Source organism: Flavobacterium sp. (assembly GCF_043756175.1).
Classification (GTDB): domain Bacteria; phylum Bacteroidota; class Bacteroidia; order Flavobacteriales; family Flavobacteriaceae; genus Flavobacterium.
In genome coordinates this window covers 1-19866 of record NZ_JAYURN010000021.1, presented here as the reverse complement: position 1 = coordinate 19866, position 19866 = coordinate 1, and the positions used below count along the sequence as shown (strand labels likewise).

General features: G+C 31.9%; 17 protein-coding genes and 1 tRNA gene. 7 read left to right on the top strand and 11 right to left on the bottom strand.

Annotation, left to right across the window (positions count from 1 at the left end; genetic code table 11):
* A partial coding sequence (locus ACH2BP_RS01215) for a toxin-antitoxin system YwqK family antitoxin (RefSeq protein WP_395056212.1) occupies positions 1-369 on the top strand: 369 nt, incomplete at its 5' end.
* Positions 338-985 carry an SCO family protein gene (locus ACH2BP_RS01210; RefSeq protein WP_395056210.1) on the top strand — a complete coding sequence of 216 codons (648 nt, stop codon included), beginning with the start codon at positions 338-340 and terminating at the stop codon, positions 983-985. The genes ACH2BP_RS01215 and ACH2BP_RS01210, both read left to right, overlap by 32 nt.
* 52 nt (positions 986-1037) lie before the next feature.
* Here the strand turns inward: ACH2BP_RS01210 and ACH2BP_RS01205 are convergent, their stop codons facing one another.
* The 6 genes from ACH2BP_RS01205 to ACH2BP_RS01180 form a co-directional block, all read right to left on the bottom strand.
* Positions 1038-3311 carry a helix-turn-helix domain-containing protein gene (locus ACH2BP_RS01205; RefSeq protein ID WP_395056208.1) on the bottom strand — a complete coding sequence of 758 codons (2274 nt, stop codon included), beginning with the start codon at positions 3309-3311 and terminating at the stop codon, positions 1038-1040.
* A gap of 185 nt (positions 3312-3496) precedes the next feature.
* Positions 3497-4069: an OmpH family outer membrane protein gene (locus ACH2BP_RS01200; protein ID WP_395056206.1), complete on the bottom strand. Its 573-nt coding sequence runs from the start codon at positions 4067-4069 to the stop codon at positions 3497-3499.
* 340 nt (positions 4070-4409) lie between these two features.
* On the bottom strand, positions 4410-5258 hold the full coding sequence (locus tag ACH2BP_RS01195; protein ID WP_395056204.1) for a class I SAM-dependent methyltransferase: 849 nt from the start codon (positions 5256-5258) through the stop codon (positions 4410-4412).
* Positions 5259-5321: 63 nt separating this feature from the next.
* A complete protein-coding gene (mnmG, locus tag ACH2BP_RS01190) occupies positions 5322-7193 on the bottom strand; it encodes a tRNA uridine-5-carboxymethylaminomethyl(34) synthesis enzyme MnmG (protein ID WP_395056202.1) in 1872 nt (623 codons plus the stop codon).
* A 159-nt stretch (positions 7194-7352) separates the two neighbouring features.
* Entirely contained in the window at positions 7353-7775 is a 423-nt protein-coding gene (ybeY, locus tag ACH2BP_RS01185) for an rRNA maturation RNase YbeY (RefSeq protein ID WP_395056200.1), read from the bottom strand.
* Positions 7768-11139 carry a hypothetical protein gene (locus ACH2BP_RS01180; RefSeq protein ID WP_395056198.1) on the bottom strand — a complete coding sequence of 1124 codons (3372 nt, stop codon included), beginning with the start codon at positions 11137-11139 and terminating at the stop codon, positions 7768-7770. The genes ybeY and ACH2BP_RS01180 overlap by 8 nt, the downstream gene beginning before the upstream one ends.
* Before the next feature lie 99 nt (positions 11140-11238).
* Between ACH2BP_RS01180 and ACH2BP_RS01175 the strand changes: the two genes are divergently transcribed.
* Positions 11239-12270, top strand: a complete 1032-nt coding sequence (locus tag ACH2BP_RS01175) for an alkane 1-monooxygenase (RefSeq protein WP_395056196.1) — start codon at positions 11239-11241, stop codon at positions 12268-12270.
* A 121-nt stretch (positions 12271-12391) separates the two neighbouring features.
* The gene (gltX, locus tag ACH2BP_RS01170) at positions 12392-13903 is read left to right on the top strand and encodes a glutamate--tRNA ligase (protein ID WP_395056194.1); all 1512 of its coding nucleotides are present in this window, start codon (positions 12392-12394) and stop codon (positions 13901-13903) included.
* Between the two features lie 34 nt (positions 13904-13937).
* Here the strand turns inward: gltX and ACH2BP_RS01165 are convergent, their stop codons facing one another.
* The gene (locus ACH2BP_RS01165) at positions 13938-14597 is read right to left on the bottom strand and encodes a PorT family protein (protein ID WP_395056192.1); all 660 of its coding nucleotides are present in this window, start codon (positions 14595-14597) and stop codon (positions 13938-13940) included.
* Positions 14598-14807: 210 nt separating this feature from the next.
* Here ACH2BP_RS01165 and ACH2BP_RS01160 point away from each other — a divergent pair, with 210 nt between their 5' ends.
* Positions 14808-15791 carry an SPFH domain-containing protein gene (locus tag ACH2BP_RS01160; protein ID WP_395056190.1) on the top strand — a complete coding sequence of 328 codons (984 nt, stop codon included), beginning with the start codon at positions 14808-14810 and terminating at the stop codon, positions 15789-15791.
* Between the two features lie 27 nt (positions 15792-15818).
* Here ACH2BP_RS01160 and ACH2BP_RS01155 read toward each other — a convergent pair whose 3' ends face one another.
* From ACH2BP_RS01155 to ACH2BP_RS01140, 4 genes are all read right to left on the bottom strand, one after another.
* Positions 15819-16073, bottom strand: a complete 255-nt coding sequence (locus ACH2BP_RS01155) for a DUF6327 family protein (RefSeq protein WP_395056188.1) — start codon at positions 16071-16073, stop codon at positions 15819-15821.
* A gap of 2 nt (positions 16074-16075) precedes the next feature.
* Complete coding sequence (locus ACH2BP_RS01150) at positions 16076-16426, bottom strand: competence protein (RefSeq protein WP_395056186.1); 351 nt, start codon at positions 16424-16426, stop codon at positions 16076-16078.
* Complete coding sequence (locus tag ACH2BP_RS01145; protein ID WP_395056184.1) at positions 16426-16755, bottom strand: YtxH domain-containing protein; 330 nt, start codon at positions 16753-16755, stop codon at positions 16426-16428. Before ACH2BP_RS01145 ends, ACH2BP_RS01150 begins: the two co-directional genes overlap by 1 nt.
* Before the next feature lie 312 nt (positions 16756-17067).
* Entirely contained in the window at positions 17068-19155 is a 2088-nt protein-coding gene (locus ACH2BP_RS01140) for a glutamine--tRNA ligase/YqeY domain fusion protein (protein ID WP_395056182.1), read from the bottom strand.
* 147 nt (positions 19156-19302) lie between these two features.
* On the opposite strand from ACH2BP_RS01140, the gene folB reads away from it, so the two are divergent.
* Complete coding sequence (gene folB, locus ACH2BP_RS01135) at positions 19303-19662, top strand: dihydroneopterin aldolase (RefSeq protein ID WP_395056180.1); 360 nt, start codon at positions 19303-19305, stop codon at positions 19660-19662.
* Between the two features lie 105 nt (positions 19663-19767).
* A tRNA-Cys gene (locus ACH2BP_RS01130) sits at positions 19768-19838 on the top strand.
* Positions 19839-19866: the final 28 nt, after the last annotated feature.

Below are 19866 nucleotides of genomic sequence, written 5' to 3'. Positions count from 1 at the left end.
TATTTTAATGGTTTAGAAGAAGGTACTACAAAAAAATGGTACGCCAACAAACAACTAGCAGAAAAACGATTGTATGTAGATGGGAAAAAGGAGGGAATTCATAAAGGCTGGTGGGAAAATGGAAATAAAAAATTTGAATTTGCTGTTTCTAATGATGAATACACGAATGAATTTAAGGAATGGAATAGTAATGGTTTATTGGTTAAGCATTTTCATTATAAAAATGGTCAAGAAAATGGTAGTCAAAAATTATTTTATGAAAACGGAAAAGTTAAAGCAAATTATGTGATAATTAATGGTAAAAGATATGGCTTATTGGGCACTAAAAATTGTAAAAATGTATCGGATAGTATTTTTAATAGTAAGTAGTTTTATTTTTTTTAGTTGCTCTGAAAAAAAAGCTAATTCCATTGAATTACCTTATTACAATGAACCTGATTTTACACCTATGTTTTTGAAAGACAAAGCAGAGGTTAAAAGCAGAATAAATCATAATATTGCTGATTTTTCATTTCTAAATCAAGATAGTCTACTGATAAATCAAAATGTTTTTAAGAATAAAATACATGTTGCAAATTTTATTTTTACACGTTGCGGAAGCATATGTCCAACAATGACGTGCAATTTGAAAAAAGTAAGCGATAGTTTACAACACGATAAAGACTTGGTTTTCTTATCTTACTCTGTAACGCCTTGGATTGACAAACCGTATATATTAAAAAAATATAAAGCTAACAATAGGATTACAAATAAAAACTGGCATTTTCTAACTGGGAAAAAAGGTGTAATATATAAGCTCGCTCGTCAATCTTATTTTGCTGAAGAAGATATTGGCTTTAGCAAAGACAGTTCGGAGTTTTTACATACAGAACATTTTATTTTAGTTGACAAAAACAAAAGAATTAGAGGTATTTACAACGGAACGCTACAACTTGAAATGGAGCAATTAATTGACGATATTAAAACTTTAAAACAAGAAGAATAATAACCCTTCTGTTAACATTGATTTGTCATAATTTAAACAAAATATAGTTTCTTTAAACAGCATTCAAACTCGATTTGTACATTTTTAACTCGTCCCAAGTAAATTCGTCGCCGTATTTTTCCTTGAGTGGGTTGAGGGTCTCTTCTTTGTAACCAAAAAAAGCTTCAGCCAGAGCGGCAATTTTTTCTTCTGGCAAAACATCGGTAATGGCAACTGTTCCAGATTCTATAAGCTTTGCGAGGTGTCCGCTAATGGTTTGTGGTGTGAGTTTTCTAATGGCTGAAATTTCTTTGATGGTGTTTTTTTGTTCCCACAGTACGTAGGTTTCTTGCACCGTCGATTTTTTGGCTTCTTTAACTTCTTTCTTTTTCTTTGCGTAACGTTCCACGTCGAGATCATCATCAATGAGTGTGATGTTTAATCTTTTGAATTCTTCGTGAATCGCTTCTAATTTATTGGTTTTATAGGTTTTAATTTCTTTTGAAGTCAAATTTTCTTTGGTAATCACATCACCCGAAGCAATTGTTTTTACTAACAATTTGGCCTTCATTAACTTGAAAACTGCATTTATCTGAATTTCTTCTAAAACAGATAATTCGTCGAACAATGTTTTTGCTTTTTTGATGCGTTTTACTTCTTCAATTTTCCATAAAACATCATAAAGAATACTGTCCATTTGTACAAAGAAATAATTGTAAGCCGCATCGATTCTTTCTTTAACAAAATGAATATCAAAAGGTTCTGTGTTAAAAAGCTTGTCAATCTGACTCAAGAATTTTCTGGCAGGTTCCTGAATTTCAGAAATTGTATCTGTGTGTTTTTTGGCCCAAAGCCAATGTTTTGATTTTGTTGAAGATTCGCCTTTTTCGTTATAACTGTATTGATGATTGCGCCATTCTTGAGCCAAATCATGCCAATCGAAAGTCGATTTCAAGAAATTTTGTAAGAATTTTTTAGTTTCTTGTTGTAGTGCTTTTTCTAGTTTTTCTTCCGATGCTTTGTTTTCGGAATAATCCATCACATCTTGATCGTTAGAAATACCATTCATTTGTAGTGGAGAAAGTAAAACCAGGCCGTCTAACGAACGCAAACGCGATAATGCAACATATGCTTGTCCTGGCTGAAAAACTTGCGATACATCGAGAGCTGCTTTGTCAAAAGTTAATCCTTGACTTTTATGCACCGTAATCGCCCAAGCCAGCTTAATAGGGTAGTGGACGAACGTGCCTAAAGTTTCTTCTTCTATTTCTTTGGTTAAATTATTTACCGAATACCGAATGTTTTGCCATTCGTATTTTTCGACCTCAATCGTGGTGTCTTCCTCCGGAAAATGCACTAAAATTTCTGCTTCAGATAATGACTTAATAATTCCCATTTTCCCATTAAAATAACGTTTTTCGAAAGCCAAATCATTTTTTACAAACATAACTTGCGCTCCAATTTTTAGTTGCAAAGTTTGATCTATCGGGTAAATTTTTTCTGGGAAATCGCCGGTTATTTCTGGTTTATATTGGTATTGTTTACCTTCCAAATCCTCCAAGGCTTTGGCGTTCATATCGTCTGCTTTGGCATTGTGAGTTGTTAGAGTAATGTAACCTTTATTGGCTTTGAGGTCGAAATTTGGCTTTACATATTGGTTTAAATTCTGAATATCTTGTGGCGAAATCCTGTTGTTTCGTAAATTATTCAAAATAGAAATAAAAACTTCATCGGTTTGACGAAAAATCTTTGACAATTCGATATACAACGGCGGATTTTGCTGTATTACATGCGAATGAAAAAAGAATTTTCCTTTGTAATAATTACGCAATGTTTTCCATTCTTCATCTTTAATAACTGGCGGTAATTGCAATAAATCCCCAATAAAAAGGACTTGAACTCCGCCAAAAGCGATTTTTTTCTTGCGAATAGATTGCAACATAAAGTCGATTCCGTCGAGTAAGTCGGCACGAAGCATACTCACTTCATCTACAATAAGCAACTCCATGTTTTTGATGACTGATTTTTTTAAACCACTCATTTTAAAGTTTCGGTTTAAGGTCGCTTTCGATTCAAATTTTATATATTCTGAAAATTGTGGAACAGTATTATCTGGGATAAATCCGCCAAAAGGCAACTGAAACATCGAATGAATCGTAACGCCACCAGCATTTAAAGCAGCAATTCCTGTTGGTGCAACAACAACACAGTTTTTGTGTGTTGTTTGTATAATTTCCCGTAAAAGCGTAGTTTTTCCTGTACCAGCTTTTCCAGTTAGGAATATATTACGTTGGGTTTGATTAATGAATTGTAGGGTGTAATTGGCTTCGGCTGAGATATTTTCCATTTTGGCTTGTGTATATTGAGCAAAAATATAGAATTTATTTTAAATTGTTTCACGAAGTTTCACGAAGTTTCACAAAGGCTTCACAGAGATGCACAAAGGCTTTTAATTTTCTTCGTGAAACCTTGCGAAACAAAAAAACCTCCAACTAATTAAAGATGGAGGCTTTTGAAATTATTTAAGAAAAATTATTTTTTCACTTCTGTTTTTTCTTCTTTTTTATCTGTTTTTGGCTTTGCAGCGTACTTTTGGTTGATCATTTTTACGACATCTTTTGTAATATCATAACTATCTTTTGCATATAAAACAGTAGCAGCATCTCCAGTACCATAAATATAATCGTATCCTTTTTCTTTCCCGTAATCTTTAATAAGTTGTTTTACAGATTTAACCAAAGTATCCATTTCTTTTCCGCTTTCTCCTTGCAATTGTTGCATCATCGCTTGTTGGGCGTATTGCAATTGTTGCTCTCTTTGTTGCAATTCAGCTCCTTTTTGTTGTGCCCATGCTTGACCTTTTGCCATAGCATTTTGTTGAAAACCGTTCATTTCAGCTTTTAGATTTTTTGCGGCAACTTCAAGCTCACGACCCATTACTTCTCCTTTGGTTTTATACTTTTCGTCCAATTCTTTGGCTTCAGTATAATCTTCCATCATTTTTTGAGTGTCGATGTATGCCGTTTTGAAATCTTTGGCTTCTACAGTTTTGTTGCAAGAAATTATTGAAAATGCGATAGCTGCTAATAATAGGTTTTTTTTCATTTTTATTTTTTTGTTGATTTTTAAATTTTGGTAAAAGTAAACTTTTTTTTCAAATGTTGATTTGGATATTTGTTGATTTGGATATTTGTTGAATAAGTGAAATAAAATCTGTGATAATCTTTTTAATCTGTGGCCAGAAAATATTTCATAAAATCTAACATGCGACATTAATTATGGGAAAAATTCGATTATAATAAAATCTTATAGCTAAGTTTAAAAATATAGTTTTTTGCTATTAAAAAAGGCTTTTATAAATTCGTTTTAAGCAAAAATCTGTTTTTTAGCATTAATTTATATGTTTCTAATCAAAAACGTTTCTAAAAAGTGCTTAAAATGATTTTCAGTTGTTTTTAATCACATAAATATGGGAAGAATACTCAAAATTTCGTTTTGCTTTTATATTTGACTTCAATCCGATGTATAAAGCTTTTATGAAATTCATTTTTCCGTTTTTATATTTTTCTGATAAAAGTGACACATAAAAACTATCAAAAATCATGGGTAGAATTTTTATGAGTTTCATATTTTCGTTGGCAAATAATTTTTCGATAGCGATTTTAGAGAAATGCCACAAATGTCTCGGCACATCATAAGCTGCCCAAAATTCTCCATAATATTTTGCGTCAAATGATTTATAATTTGGTACAGCAATAATTATTGTTCCGTTTGGTTTTACTAATCTTTTTAATGTTTTAATTTGATTTTCTAAATCTGGAACATGCTCCAAAACATGCCACATGGTAATTACATCGAAAGAATGAGAATCGACACTTTCTAAATTTTCTGCAAAAGTTACACCTTTAGAAATTGAAATATTTTTTGCTTTATCGCTTGGTTCGATTCCTGTAGTTTGCCAACCTGCTTTTTTTGCCGTAGCTAAAAAATCGCCAGTTCCTGCACCAATATCTAATAAGTTCCCTTTTTGTAAATGAAGGGAATTTATTAAACTTACTTTTTTATTTAAAGAATACGATTTAATAATTTGATATAACTTCTCGAACAAAGAACGTTTTGCATCAGTGTGTGAAATATAATCTTCACTTTCATAATATTTTGGAAGAACATCTAACGACGGTTGCGGATATGTTTTTAGTAATTGTAATTCTTCGTCAATAAGCAACTCGAAGTCTTCTTTGGAAACTGAATTGTCTTTTACTTTAATAAAGACAGATTGATTTTGAAAATTCATATTATATTTTGCTATGAATGTTTGTTGTTAATTTTAATTACGTTTCACGTGGAACAATTTCAATTATCTTCCCATAAAAACCAATAATACCGAAATATCACTTGGCGAAACTCCAGAAATTCTTGAAGCTTGTGAAATAGTTACGGGTCTTATTTTAGATAATTTTTGTTTGGCTTCTATAGACATTGATTTTATTTGATGGTAATCGAAGTTTTCTGGGATTTTTAAATCTTCTAGTCGGGTTTGCTTTTCGGCATTAGCTCTTTCTTTATCTATATAACCAGAATACTTGACTTGAATTTCTGCTTGTTCTAATATTTCTTGATCTAAATCATGACTGTCAACATAATCTGCCACATTATTGAATTTTAAAACATCTGCCAACTCAATTTGCGGACGAGAAAGAATTTTAAATATTTTATCTGTTTGATTTACTTCGGCGGTTTCTTTAGCAATTAAAATCGGATTTGCTTCAGCAGGAGTAATGCTAGTTTCTCTAAAAAAAGCAACCATTTTTTCTGATTCATTCAGTTTGTGTTCCATTCGTTTCAAACGAAAATCAGAAGCCAAACCAATTTTATTCGACATAGGCGTCAATCTAAAATCGGCATTGTCTTGACGCAATAAGGTTCTAAACTCTGCACGAGAAGTAAACATTCTGTATGGTTCTTCAGTTCCTTTGGTGATTAAATCGTCGATCAAAACACCAATATAAGCTTCGTCACGTTTTAAGATTAAAGGTTCTTGTTCTTTTACCTTGAGTGCTGCATTTATTCCAGCCATCAATCCTTGAGAAGCCGCTTCTTCGTAACCAGTTGTTCCGTTTATTTGTCCAGCAAAATACAAACCTTGAACCAATTTAGTTTCTAAAGTATGTTTAAGTTGCGTAGGAGGAAAGTAATCGTATTCGATAGCATAACCAGCTCTGAAGAATTTTACTTTTTCGAAACCAACAACAGAACGTAGTGCTTTAAATTGAATGTCTTCTGGTAAAGAAGTCGAAAATCCGTTTACATAAACCTCACAGGTATTCCAACCTTCTGGTTCAACAAATAATTGATGTCTGTCTTTATCTGCAAAACGATTAATCTTATCTTCGATAGATGGACAATATCTTGGACCTAAACTTTTAATTCGACCGTTGAACATTGGCGAACGTTCGAAACCTTCACGCAAAATATCATGAACCAAAAGGGAGGTATAAGTCATGTGACAATCTCTTTGAACCGTCAATGGTTTTGTTATATCTGAATAGGAAAACTTTGATGGATTAACATCACCCGCTTCCACATTCATTTTAGAATAATCAAGAGAACGACCATCTACTCTAGGCGGCGTTCCTGTTTTCATTCTACCAGATTCGAAACCTGCTTTAACTAAATCTTCGGTAATTCCATAAGCAGCACTTTCGCCAGCACGACCACCGCCAAATTGCTTGTCGCCAATATGGATTAATCCATTAAGAAAAGTTCCATTAGTAAGCACGACAGATTTACCTCGAATAGTCAAACCTAAAGAAGTCTTAATACCTAAAACTTTATTGTTTTCGATAATCATGCCAGAAACCATTTCTTGATAAAAATCAAGATTAGGGGTTCCTTCAAGCATCAATCTCCATTCATCTGAGAAACGCATGCGGTCACTTTGAACTCTTGGCGACCACATAGCAGGTCCTTTAGATTTGTTAAGCATTTTGAATTGAATGGCGGTTTTGTCAGAAACAATTCCTGAATAACCACCAAGAGCATCAATTTCACGAACGATTTGCCCTTTGGCAATTCCACCCATAGCAGGATTACAAGACATTTGTGCGATGTTTTGCAAACTCATTGTAACCAATAGGGTAGAACAACCCAGATTTGCCGATGCTGCTGCGGCTTCGCAACCTGCATGACCAGCACCCACCACTATAACATCATATTCTTCTAAAAACATATTCAATTACGAATTACGAATTACGAATTACGATTTAACACCGTTTAATAATTCAATTTTTGTTTTGTTCCACGTGGAACTTTTTACAATTAGAAAATATAAATTAGAAAATTGTTTCACGTGGAACATGGATTACTAATTATGATTTCTGTTTTGTTTTTAATTTTGTTTCACGTGAAACAATTTTATTTTTTCATCTTCTTTAGAGCGCATTACCAACTCGTCAGATTCCGATTTATCCTTGTAGCCACAGTAGTGCAAAATACCATGAATCATTACACGTTTTAATTCTTCTTCAAAAGAAACCTTGAACTCTTCTGCATTCTCACGAACCCTTTCGATGGAGATGTAAATATCTCCGTGTATTTCGTTACCTAAGGAATAATCAAAACTTATAATGTCCGTAAGTGTATCGTGATCTAAATACTGTTGATTGATTTCAACTAAATAATCATCGTCGCAGAAGATGTAATTTATCTCTCCTTCGGATTTGTTTTCTGAAAGTATAACGCTAGAAATCCAATCTGTGTAAATGGTCTCTTCTAGTATTTCGTAATCTATTTCGTAATTAAAACTAATCATTTTTCTTAAAATATTCTTGAACCTTACGGTCAAAATTCGAACGCAAAGGTAGTGTTTGTCTGTTTAAAATTTCAATACTATTTAAATATTCTTGAAGCTTTTGGGGTAGGGGATTTGCCGTGTTGTTAAAACCCTTTTTATTTGTATTCGATTGTCTTTTTGAATCTTGATTTTGCTCTTGAATTGCTTTCTCTAATTTGAGTAATTCATACTTCAGATTGAGTGCTTTTTGAATCGCTTCGTTAGAAAATCCTTTATTGATTAACAGCTTTTCTATTTGCTTCATTTGATATAAAGCATTTTGTCCAGCACCTCCTAAACCGTTTTTCACGAGTTCTTTTTGTAATGCATCACGCAATTGTTGTTGTTCTTTTAGGATTTCTAAAACTGCTTTTGCATTACCTTCTCCATCTTGTCCATTTTCTCTATTTCCTTTTCCGTCACTACCTTGCCCAGATTTTCCGTCTTTGCCATCTTTACCAGTCTTACCTTCTTTGCCTGATTTTCCTTCCTTTCCATCGCCTGGTTTATCTCTAGGCTTCTCTCCAGGTTTATCACCTTTTCCTTTTTCGACTTTCATTTTCTCACCAAGACCTTGTTGCTTTTTGATGATGTCTGGCAACTGCATTCCACCACCTTGTCCTTTTCCTGGTTTTGGTTTTCCTTTACCCATTCCCGAAAGTGACATTTGCATACTGTTTAAAACATCACTTAAAAAATTAGCCAAATTATTTGCACTTGTTAACGAAAATTGCTGACTTGATGTTCCTCTGGCTATTTGATTATCGGAAAGCAAATCGATACTTTTATCTATATTATAATGAACCTTTCCAATTTCAGTTGTGATTTGTTCGCTAATTTTTGGATTGCGTAAAGACATTGCGAACAAACTATCATCAACATGTTTGAATTGCTGTTTTAAATCTTGCTGCGTTTTTAAGTGTTTTGAAAACGCATTAGAAGTATTTGTTATCGCTTTAAAATTCTTAATCAATGTTTCTTGGGAAAAAGAAAACGCTAACAAGTTGTCTAGAATTTGGCGAAGCATTGCTACATCTTCTTCTAGCTGTTCTTGTTCGCCGCCTTCCATTTCTTGAGCTATTTTTTGACTCATCTCTTTCATTTTTTTTGCTGCGCTTTTTTGTTTTGGTGCGGCTTTGTCTTGCTGTTTCTTTTGTAATTCTTCAGAAGCCTTTTGTAAATCTTTATCTATGCTTTCCTCTTTTTCTTTGTCTAGAGGAATGTCTAATGGCGATTTTAGTTCTTTGTTTTCTTTGTCAAGATCTTTTAATTCCTCCTGAATTTTATCGAATTCTTTATTAATCTCGTTTTGTTTTTCTTCAGAATTTTCTTTCTTATCGTCAGCAAGCTTATCTTCTTTTTCAGAAAGTTTGTCTAACTTGTCTGCGAGTTGTTCTGCTTTTTTCTCGACATAATAGCGTTTAGTCAACTCGACCAATTGTTCTAAAGTCTTGGTTTGGTTTTTACTTTTTTGTTGGAACTTTTCTAATTTTTCTTGTATTTCATCTTGATCCAGTTTTTCATTCAAACGTTTCAATTCGTCTAGAAGCTTTTGATTTTTTTCTAATTCTTCTTTCGATTTTTCTAAACGTTGTTTCAACAATTCCTTCTTCGGATCGTTTTCTTCTGCTTTAAATTTTTCTAAATTATCTTTAATTTTTTCAGAAAACTCCTTCATCATTTCGTCTTGTTGTTTCTGACGTTTTACGAAGTCATCTAATTTTTGTTTGTCTTTATAATCTAAATCCTTTTTCTCTTTATTGGTTTTTTGCAATTTTTCTAATTCAGAAAGTTGCTTGTCTTGTTTGCTTAATGATTTTTCTAAAGCATTAATATTCTCGTTTTGCTGTTGTAAATTTTCGTTTTCTTTTTCTTCTAACGTAGATTCACGAAACGAAAACTCAGAGGACTTTGTGCTTTTATAATGATGAATAGCATCATTGTCGAAAACTTCAAAATAATATTCATAAGCCACACCATCTACAATAGGCAAGGTGCTTGGGAAAGAAAACACAAACTGATCGAAATTACTTTTCTTAACCCCGATGGTTCCACGTTTAGCAGCTTGTGGATTGTCTTTTGGGAAATAAACAACACTCAATTTCGAAAATCCATAATCGTCCGATATTTGTCCTAAAATATATTCTTTAGAACCCTTTAAACTATCAGCTGCCATCTCCACTTTGATGATTGGAAACTGGTCTTTCACAACATTGATGGCATAATTTAGTTTTTCGTAGTTTTTTATCGATTTATTAGAAGTAAATATCTGATATTCTGTGTTTTGAAATATATTTTTGCTTAAATTGAATGTATTTCCAGCATTTACAAACGAATACGATTTATTAGCTTCAATTAGATTAATATTTTGGGTCGCAACTGTATTAATTCTCCAAGTAATTTGCGTGCCTTCGGGAACAATTGCATTTCCAGTTCCTTTGATGATTTCTGATTTCATATTTAGATAATTAGGAAAATTAAGCAACATCTCGAAATTTGCAATAGCAGGAACGGTAATTACATTCAAAGTATAATCAACAGAAGAAACTTCATTGGCTTCGATATGAAAATCGATGTTTTGCATGGGTTTCGTTACTACAAATTGAAATTCTCCTTGCTTAGTATTTTCCATAAAATAACTTTCGTCACCTATAAAAATCAAAGCTTTCTCTGGAACTACATTTCCTACAGTTTTTACTTTGAGAATAAAATCTTTGTTTTGTTCGGTTTGTAAATTTTTGTTTACCAACGTAAAAGCAAACGGAGCTGGTGGTAAAAATTGTTGTTTGTAATTTACCACACGATTCATACTTTCGGTAATTAGTTTTTGTTGTCCAGAAAGCATCAGAAACAAAATAAAAAATAAAGGAATTAGAGCTAATGGTAAGAATTTTTTATTCTTTTTAAAATCGATAGCATTAGAAAAAGGAATGGGTTGTAGTGCATTTGCCTTTTGATTTATTGATGCTAAAAGTAATTCAGACTGATTTTTATCTTCCGACAATTGAAGAAAATTAGTAAGCTTATCATTAACTTCTGTACAATGATTCCCAATAATTTTTGAAGCTTCTGTATAATTGATTCCTCTTTTAAGTTTAAATAATTGGAAAATTGGAAAAGCAATGAATCGAACCAACAAAAATAATTGAACCAAAACAAATAGCACAAACAAAAATGTTCTTCCAGTTGGTTTCAACCAAAGAAAATATTCGACAAAACTGGTTGCAAAAAGATATAGTAATCCCAAACCAATAAAGAAAATTGTTCCACGTAACAATTCGTTGGTATAGAATTTCTTGATGAAATCTTCTAGTTTTTGAAATATGAGTGTTTTTGAATCCAAAATTACATTCGTTAAATTATAACTTATAAAGTTACAATTTTTGCTGAATATGGAAACATTAAAAAAAACTTTAGTATTTTTATAAGAAAACAATCTCTTATGAAATATGTATTAGCTTATTCAATTCCTGTCATTAGTTTGTTAGGGATTCATTATCAAGGAGTTTTAAGTTATTCTGGAGTATTATTTGCTTTTGTATTAATACCTTTTTTTGAGATAATACTTCCTACTAATGAAGACAATTATTCAGAAGAAGATGTTAAAAACCGACTAAAAAACAAGTTGTTTGACTTTCTTTTATACTTAAACATACCTATTGTATATGGAATTTTGTTTTTTACAATTTGGAAAATTACACATAATCATTTGTCCGTTTTTGAACTTATAGGAACAACTTTGAGTTTAGGAATTGTTTTAGGTGCAAACGGAATAAATGTTGCACACGAGTTGGGACATAGAGAAAAACTGTATGAAAGAATATTTGGGAAAATATTATTAATTCCTTCTCATTATACCCATTTCTTTATAGAGCATAATCACGGTCATCATTTACATGTTTCGACTCCAAATGATCCGTCTACAGCAAAATATAATCAAAGCTTGTATACTTTCTGGTGGCAAACTGTTTCTGGAACATACATAAAAGCTTGGGAAATTCAGAAGAAACTAAATCAAATAGAAAACCGCCCATTTTATGCTATAAAAAGTGATATGTTTTGGTTTACTATAATTCAAATAAGTTATCTAGCAACAATCTATTTCTTTTTTGGATTAAATGGATTCTTACTAGCTTTATTTGCCGGTATTGTTGGCTTTTTATTACTAGAAACCATCAACTACATAGAGCATTATGGATTAAAAAGAAATTTACTTCCTTCTGGAAGGTTTGAACGAGTTACTGAAAAACATTCGTGGAATTCGAATCATATACTTGGAAGAATCATGTTGTATGAATTAACACGTCATAGTGATCACCATTTTAAATCTCAAAAAAAATATCAAATTTTAGAATATCATGATATTTCTCCACAAATGCCTTATGGTTATCCAACAAGTATGGTCATTTCATTTATACCACCATTATGGTTTGCGGTGATGAATAAAAGAGTTCCACAAGAAATGAAAGCATAATCAAAATATTCTTATAAATTAAGATAAGGCGCAAAGCACACAATCAAAATCATTGTGAACTTTGCGCCTTCTTTATGTACTTTGTGGTTAATCATTTATCTTTGCATCAAAATTTACAAAAATGTCTAAACAAGTTCGTGTGCGTTTTGCACCAAGTCCAACAGGAGCTTTGCATATAGGTGGTGTTCGTACTGCTTTATTTAATTATTTATTTGCTAAAAAAAACAACGGCGTTTTCTATTTACGAATAGAAGATACCGACCAAAATCGTTTTGTTCCAGGTGCGGAAGAATATATACTAGAAGCATTAGAATGGTTAGGAATTTCTCCTGATGAAACTATAGGCAAAAATGAAAAATTTGGTCCATACAGACAGTCAGAAAGAAAACCTTTATACAAACAATATGCTGACCAACTGATACATTCTGGTTGGGCTTATTATGCGTTTGATACACCTGAAAGTTTAGATACTTTACGAAAAACAACGGAAGCAGCAGGAAATACCTTTATTTACAATCATACGGTTCGTGAAACATTAGACAATTCATTAACTAATTCTCCCGAAAAAGTAGCCGAAAGAATTGCCGCTGGTGAAGATTTTGTAATTCGTTTTAAAACTCCTGTTAATGAAATATTACACCTTAAGGATATTATTCGTGGCGATATAAAGTTTGACACTAATTTGTTAGACGATAAAGTTTTATTTAAATCTGATGGGATGCCAACGTACCATTTAGCCAATATTGTCGATGATCATTTGATGGAAACTTCTCATGTAATTCGTGGGGAAGAATGGTTGCCATCTATGCCATTACATGTTTTGTTGTACAGAGCATTTGGTTGGGAGGCACCGGAATTTTCGCACTTACCATTGATACTAAAACCTGTAGGTAACGGGAAATTAAGCAAACGTGATGGCGAAAAATTAGGTTTTCCTGTATTTCCATTGCAATGGAAAACAGAAGAAGGAACCTCATTAGGTTATAAAGAAAATGGATTTTTCCCAGAAACAGTCATTAATTTCTTAGCCATGCTGGGTTGGAATGACGGAACCGAACAAGAGATTTTCTCGTTAGAAGAATTAGTAGAAAAATTTGATTTGAACCGAATTCACAAAGCTGGAGCGAAGTTTGACCCTGAGAAAAACAAATGGTTCAACCACCAATATTTAGTTAAAAAAGAAGATAGCGCCTTGGCTGAATTATTCTTACCAATAGTGGAAGCAAAAGGTTTCTCGACTGCGCTCGAAATGACAAAATTGGAAAAAATAGTTTCGTTAATAAAAGAACGAGCCAATTTTGTAAACGAATTTTGGGATTTATCTGATTATTTCTTTGTAGCACCAACGTCTTATGACGAGAAAGCTGTTAAAAACTGGAAAGAAGAAACTCCCGAGTTAATGAAACAATTGATTGTGGTTTTAAATACAATAGAAGATTTTACATCATTAAATATTGAAACCCTTGTAAAAGATTGGATGACTCAAAACGAAATAGGAATGGGAAAAGTTATGCAACCGTTACGTCTAAGTTTGGTAGGAAAAATGATGGGACCAGATCTTTTTGATATCGTAGAAATGATAGGAAAAGAAGAAACCGTTAAGCGAATTGTAAAAGCAATAGCTAGTTTATAAAAAAGTAAAAGCCTCGAAATTCGAGGCTTTTTTTTTACAAATTAATCAACAACTGTCCACTTATAATACCTAAATGACCTTTGAAATTGCTATTGTTGTTCTTCAGCTTTAACTCTTCGCTTTTGTTTAAATTATTTAAGAAATTATTCAAACCATATTGGTAATTAACAACGGCACGAATTCTTTTTGTTCCAGCAGAAATACCAACATAAGCATTCCCGTTAAGTTTTGTAACATCAGTAATTTCTTTGGCAGTAAGAAAAGTTCCAGTAACATTGTTTAGTTCTGACTTACTATTTATTTTTAGTTTGTCATTTATTTGTAAAACTGGTCCAAAATCGATAGAAACATGGTCTTTTATCAAATTATAACTGGCCAATAAACGAATTTGAACTCCCATTGCTTTAAAGTTTACTTCTTCTGTAGTAAGTGATAATAATTTGGTTGTAGCTACTGTAACGTTATTCTCGAAAAATTGCATTCCGAAAATTGCGCTAAAATCATTATAGTAATTTCCTCTCACAGCCATTCCTGCAATCCAACCATTTGCTGGTTTTGATGCAAAATTTGATGTTGTTAGTGTAGTTTGAGTAATTCCTCCCATTATTCCTATACGGTTTCCGTCACGACGACCTTGTTGTGCAAAACTTAATAATGAATAAATAAGTGTTAATAATAAAATGAATTTTTTCATACGTAGATAATATTTGATTTTTAATTGTCCCGATAGGTATCGATAGGTATATTTATGAGGATATGTTAATTTGTCTTCATGATTTTGTTATCATAATATTTCATACCTTAATATTTACTTTACACAAAAGTAATAATAATTAAGCTACATATTTGTAACTTTCAATACAAACTAACGTATAACCAATATAACAAACTAAAAACTATTACAATGAGTACATTTTTTATCGTTTTTGTAGTCTTCGGATTATTTATTTTCTTCTCTAGTTTTTTTACCGTCAAACAACAAACAGCCGTTGTTGTAGAACGATTTGGTAAATTTACTGGAATCAGACAATCTGGATTGCAACTCAAATTGCCTATTATCGACAAAATTGCAGGTCGTGTAAATCTAAAAATTCAACAATTAGATGTCATGATCGAAACACAAACTAAAGACAACGTTTTTATTAAAATGAAGGTTTCAGTTCAGTTTAAAGTAATTCCAGAACACGTTTACGAGGCTTTTTACAAACTAGAATATCCACACGATCAGATTACTGCCTATGTTTTTGATGTGGTTCGTGCCGAAGTTCCAAAACTAATTCTTGATGATGTTTTTGTTCGTAAAGATGATGTAGCAATTGCTGTAAAACGTGAGTTGAACGAAGCTATGACAACTTATGGTTATGATATTATTAATACTTTGGTTACCGATATTGATCCAGATATTCAGGTAAAAAATGCCATGAATCGTATCAATGCTGCCGAAAGAGAAAAAACAGCAGCTATGTTCGAAAGTGAAGCACAACGTATTCGTATTGTTGCAAAAGCAAAAGCGGAAGCAGAAAGTAAAAAATTACAAGGTCAAGGTATTGCAGACCAACGTCGTGAGATTGCTCGTGGATTAGTAGAAAGTGTTGCGGTTTTGAATGAAGTAGGAATCAATTCGCAAGAAGCGTCTGCGCTTATTGTAATCACACAACATTATGATACATTACAAGCCATTGGAGCTGATACTAATTCGAATTTGATTTTATTACCTAATTCACCACAAGCTGCAAGTGATATGTTAAATACAATGGTGACAAGTTTTGCTGCTACCAATATAATTGGAGAACAAATGAAAACCCAACCAAAAAGAGTAAAATCAAAAAATCATACTTCAACAGATTATAATCCATCAGATACTTCTGAAGCTGATGAAGTAAAATAAATGAATATTTTAAACAGAAAAAGAGGCTTAATTGCCTCTTTTTCTGTTTAAATACCAGTTGAATACATAAGGAATAATCATCTTTAATATGGTTCCATACATTCCAGAAAAAACCTTTTGATACAAATTACCAATAAGATTAACAGACTTAGATGGAAGAATACTATCTTTAGTTTTATCAATACTTAAAAGTGTTTTTTGATAATAGATTTCTTTTTGAACTTTAAGAATTTCTAAATCGCGTTCTATCTCAGCATATGAGGAATATTTTTTGTTCTCCATAATTAATCGTTAAAAAATATTTCTGAGAATTTTTCTAAAATGGTTCCTTCTACAATTTTATCTTTTACTAAAAATAAAAGCAAAGCTAAAACTAAATAAACTACAGCCACGCATAAAAAACCTAATGGATAACTATCTAATAAATTACCCAAAGCAAAAGCACCTGCAACAGATATAAAAAGCAATACAATTGAAAGACATATTGTGATAAGAAAAAACTTCAGCATTAAAGTAGTAGATTTCATGGCTACTTTAAAACCCCAAAGTTTATAGTAAGCAATGCTACTTTCAATATAAGCTTTAGTGTTCTCTTGAACAGCTTCTGTGTTTTCTTTTAAATCTTCAAATGCCATTATTTTTGAAGTTTAGCGTTTTGTTTTTTTAATTCAGCTAATTTTTCTTCTAGAAACGAAATAGCTTCTTCGGCTTTATAACTAGAATTAGAAAGTAAATTTTCTACAGATTCTTTTAAATCTTCTTTTGAACTAGAAAGTTTTTCTCGAATGTCTTCTTCGTAATCTGCTAATTTATTATTGACATCGATTTTCCAATCATCTAAATTACCTTTTAATTTTTCTCTAGTTTTTGAACCTTTATCCGGAGCAAATAGTATTCCTACTCCAACTCCAATTGCTGCACCAACTAAAAGTGCTAATGCATTATTTCCATTTTTGTTTGACATATCTTTTCAGTTTAATATATTGAAATTTACAAAATTTATCTTGATGTAGTGTTAAATCGTAGTTAAACATAAAAACTATGATTTTTATAACTAAATTACATCAAAAATTAGAATAAAGAGATTTAATAAACGGTTTTTCGACAAACCTAAAAACACTTTAACCAATTTTTTTAATCTGTTAAAATCGATTTATGAAGGCTCTTTTTTTAATATAAAATCTATTTTAATTTAAGTTTTAATAAGAAAAATCTATAATAGAAAAATCCACTCGAAAGTGGATTTTGTATTTATAAAAACTATTTGTTTAAATTTTTATAATAATTCTAAAACTTTTTCATTTTTCTCAGAATTTTTCAATTCAGATAATTGTGTTTGAAAAATAGAAAAATTCTCTGAATCATCTTTTAAGTTTTGAATCGCTAAAATTCTTACCGCAACCAATTGACTTTTTAATGACATCGAATATAACTTTGTTATTTGTTCTATTTCAATATCTTTTGTAGCCACTTTATCAGAATTTTTCAAAACCAAATTTGCAAACAACAACGCATTATTATCGTTCTTGATATTCTTAACAATCGTATTGATTATCAAACTATAATTATCGATAGATTTGATGTTTTCAATGATTGGAATTAATATATTTTCAGCGGCGTTTTCGTCTTTTTCTTTTACATATTTATTGATTTCTTTTAACATATTCATCAATAAATTTTCTTCTTTTTTACCTTTTTCTTCCCAAGCATCTTTGAGTCCAACAGTTTTGTTAAACACTAATTTTGAAGCACTTGAGTCTTTATCAACATTAAAATAACCCAAACGTTGAAACTGAAATTTATCATTAGATTTCACATCTGCAAGACTTGGTTCTACAAATCCTTTTACGATTTCTAATGATGTTTTGTTCATAAAATCGAGGAAGTTTTTCTCTTTGTGAGAATCTGGTGCTTCATCTATAAACAATCGATCATATAAACGAACTTCGGCTTCAATAGCATGAGAAATTGAAACCCAATGCAAAGTTCCAGCTACTTTTCGCTTACTGGCTTCGGTACCGCTTCCGCTTAAAGAATCAGTGTCATAAGTCGCTTGAATTTCAGTAATATTTCCGTTTGAATCTTTAGTAACTGATTCTCCTTTAATAATATAACCGTTTTTTAAACGAACTTCGTTTCCAATACTTAAACGGAAAAATTTAGCTGGCGCCACTTCAAGAAAATCTTCTCTTTCTATATATAATTCACGAGAAAATGGCACTTTTCTGAAACCTGCACTTTCGTCTTCTTGGTTATTTTCGGCTTCTAACCATTCTTCTTTTCCTTCTGGATAATTTGTAATGACCAACTTTACTGGATCTAAAACTGCCATCACTCTTGGGGCTGTTTTGTTTAAATCTTCACGCAAACAAAACTCCAAAAGGGACACATCAATCACGTTTTCACGTTTGGCAACTCCTATAGTTTCACAGAAATTTCGAATCGATTTTGCAGTATATCCACGACGACGCAAACCAGAAATAGTAGGCATTCTTGGATCATCCCAACCGTTTACAATATTTTCTTGTACTAATTGCAATAGCTTTCGTTTGCTCATTACGGTGTAATTCAAATTCAAACGAGCAAACTCATATTGATTTGGTCTCACTTTAGTTGCATCGTATATTTGATCTAAAAACCAATTGTATAATTCACGATGCATAACAAATTCTAAAGTACAAATAGAGTGAGAAATTTGTTCGATATAATCACTTTCACCATGTGCATAATCATACATTGGATAAATTTTCCAATCGTTTCCAGTTCTGTGATGATGACGGTGCAAAACTCTGTACATCAAAGGATCACGCATTAACATGTTTTTAGAAGTCATGTCAATTTTAGCTCTTAAAACGTGTTTTCCTTCTTCGAAATCTCCATTTTTCATCGCTTCAAATAAAGTCAAATTTTCTTCAACAGAACGATTTCTATATGGCCCGTCAACTCCTGGTTGGGTTGGCGTTCCTTTTTGGTTTGCCATATCTTCGGACGATTGACTATCTACATAAGCTTTTCCGTTTTTAATCATCAAAATAGCCCAATCGTACAATTGTTGGAAATAGTCGGAAGCATAACGTTCTTCTGCCCAATTGAAGCCTAACCAAAGTAAATCTTCTTTAATAGCATCTACATATTCTTGTTCTTCTTTGGCAGGATTTGTATCGTCAAAACGCAAATTTACTGGTGCATTGTATTTCAATCCCAATCCAAAATTCAAACAAATCGCTTTCGCGTGACCAATGTGCAAGTAACCATTTGGTTCTGGCGGAAAACGAAAGCGCAATTTATCCTGAGCTAATCCATTCGATAAACTATCTTCTATTATTTGTTCAATAAAATTGAATGATTTTTCTTCGGTTGACATAATTATGTTTAATTTTAGCAAAGATAAATAAATGTTGGCTATTTGGTTAATCGTTGATTTGGTTATTTGACAAATGATGATTAAAAATCGAATATTTAAGTGATATTATCGAATAAACGAATAAACAAATCCACAAATAAACTCAAAATGGGCATTATAAAACTAAAAAACATACGCACTTTTTCTTACCATGGTTGTTTGGTCGAAGAAGGTAAGATTGGTTCTGATTATAGAGTTGATTTAGAAATAAAAACCGATTTAAGACGTTCTTCCTTGTCAGATGATCTTAAAAATACGGTCGATTATGTGCTTCTGAACCAGATTGTGGTCGAAGAAATGGCAATTCGTTCGAATTTATTAGAACATGTTGCCAACAGAATCATCACTAGAATCTTTTCAGAAATCGCTTCGGTTTCTCGAATCATTGTGGCAGTTTCTAAACTAAATCCGCCTATTGGTGGTGATGTTGAAGCTGTTACGATTGAAATGGAAGAGTATAGAAATTAAAATTAATTGATAATTTATAATTAACAATTGATAATTTTTAAAAATTTGTAATTATCAATTGCTAATTATCAATAGTTTCTTATATTTGCAATCCGCTAAACAAAGGGCGTCGTGGCCGAGCGGCTAGGCTGGGCTCTGCAAAAGCTCCTACTCCGGTTCGAATCCGGACGATGCCTCAAGAAGAGATACAGAAATGTGTCTCTT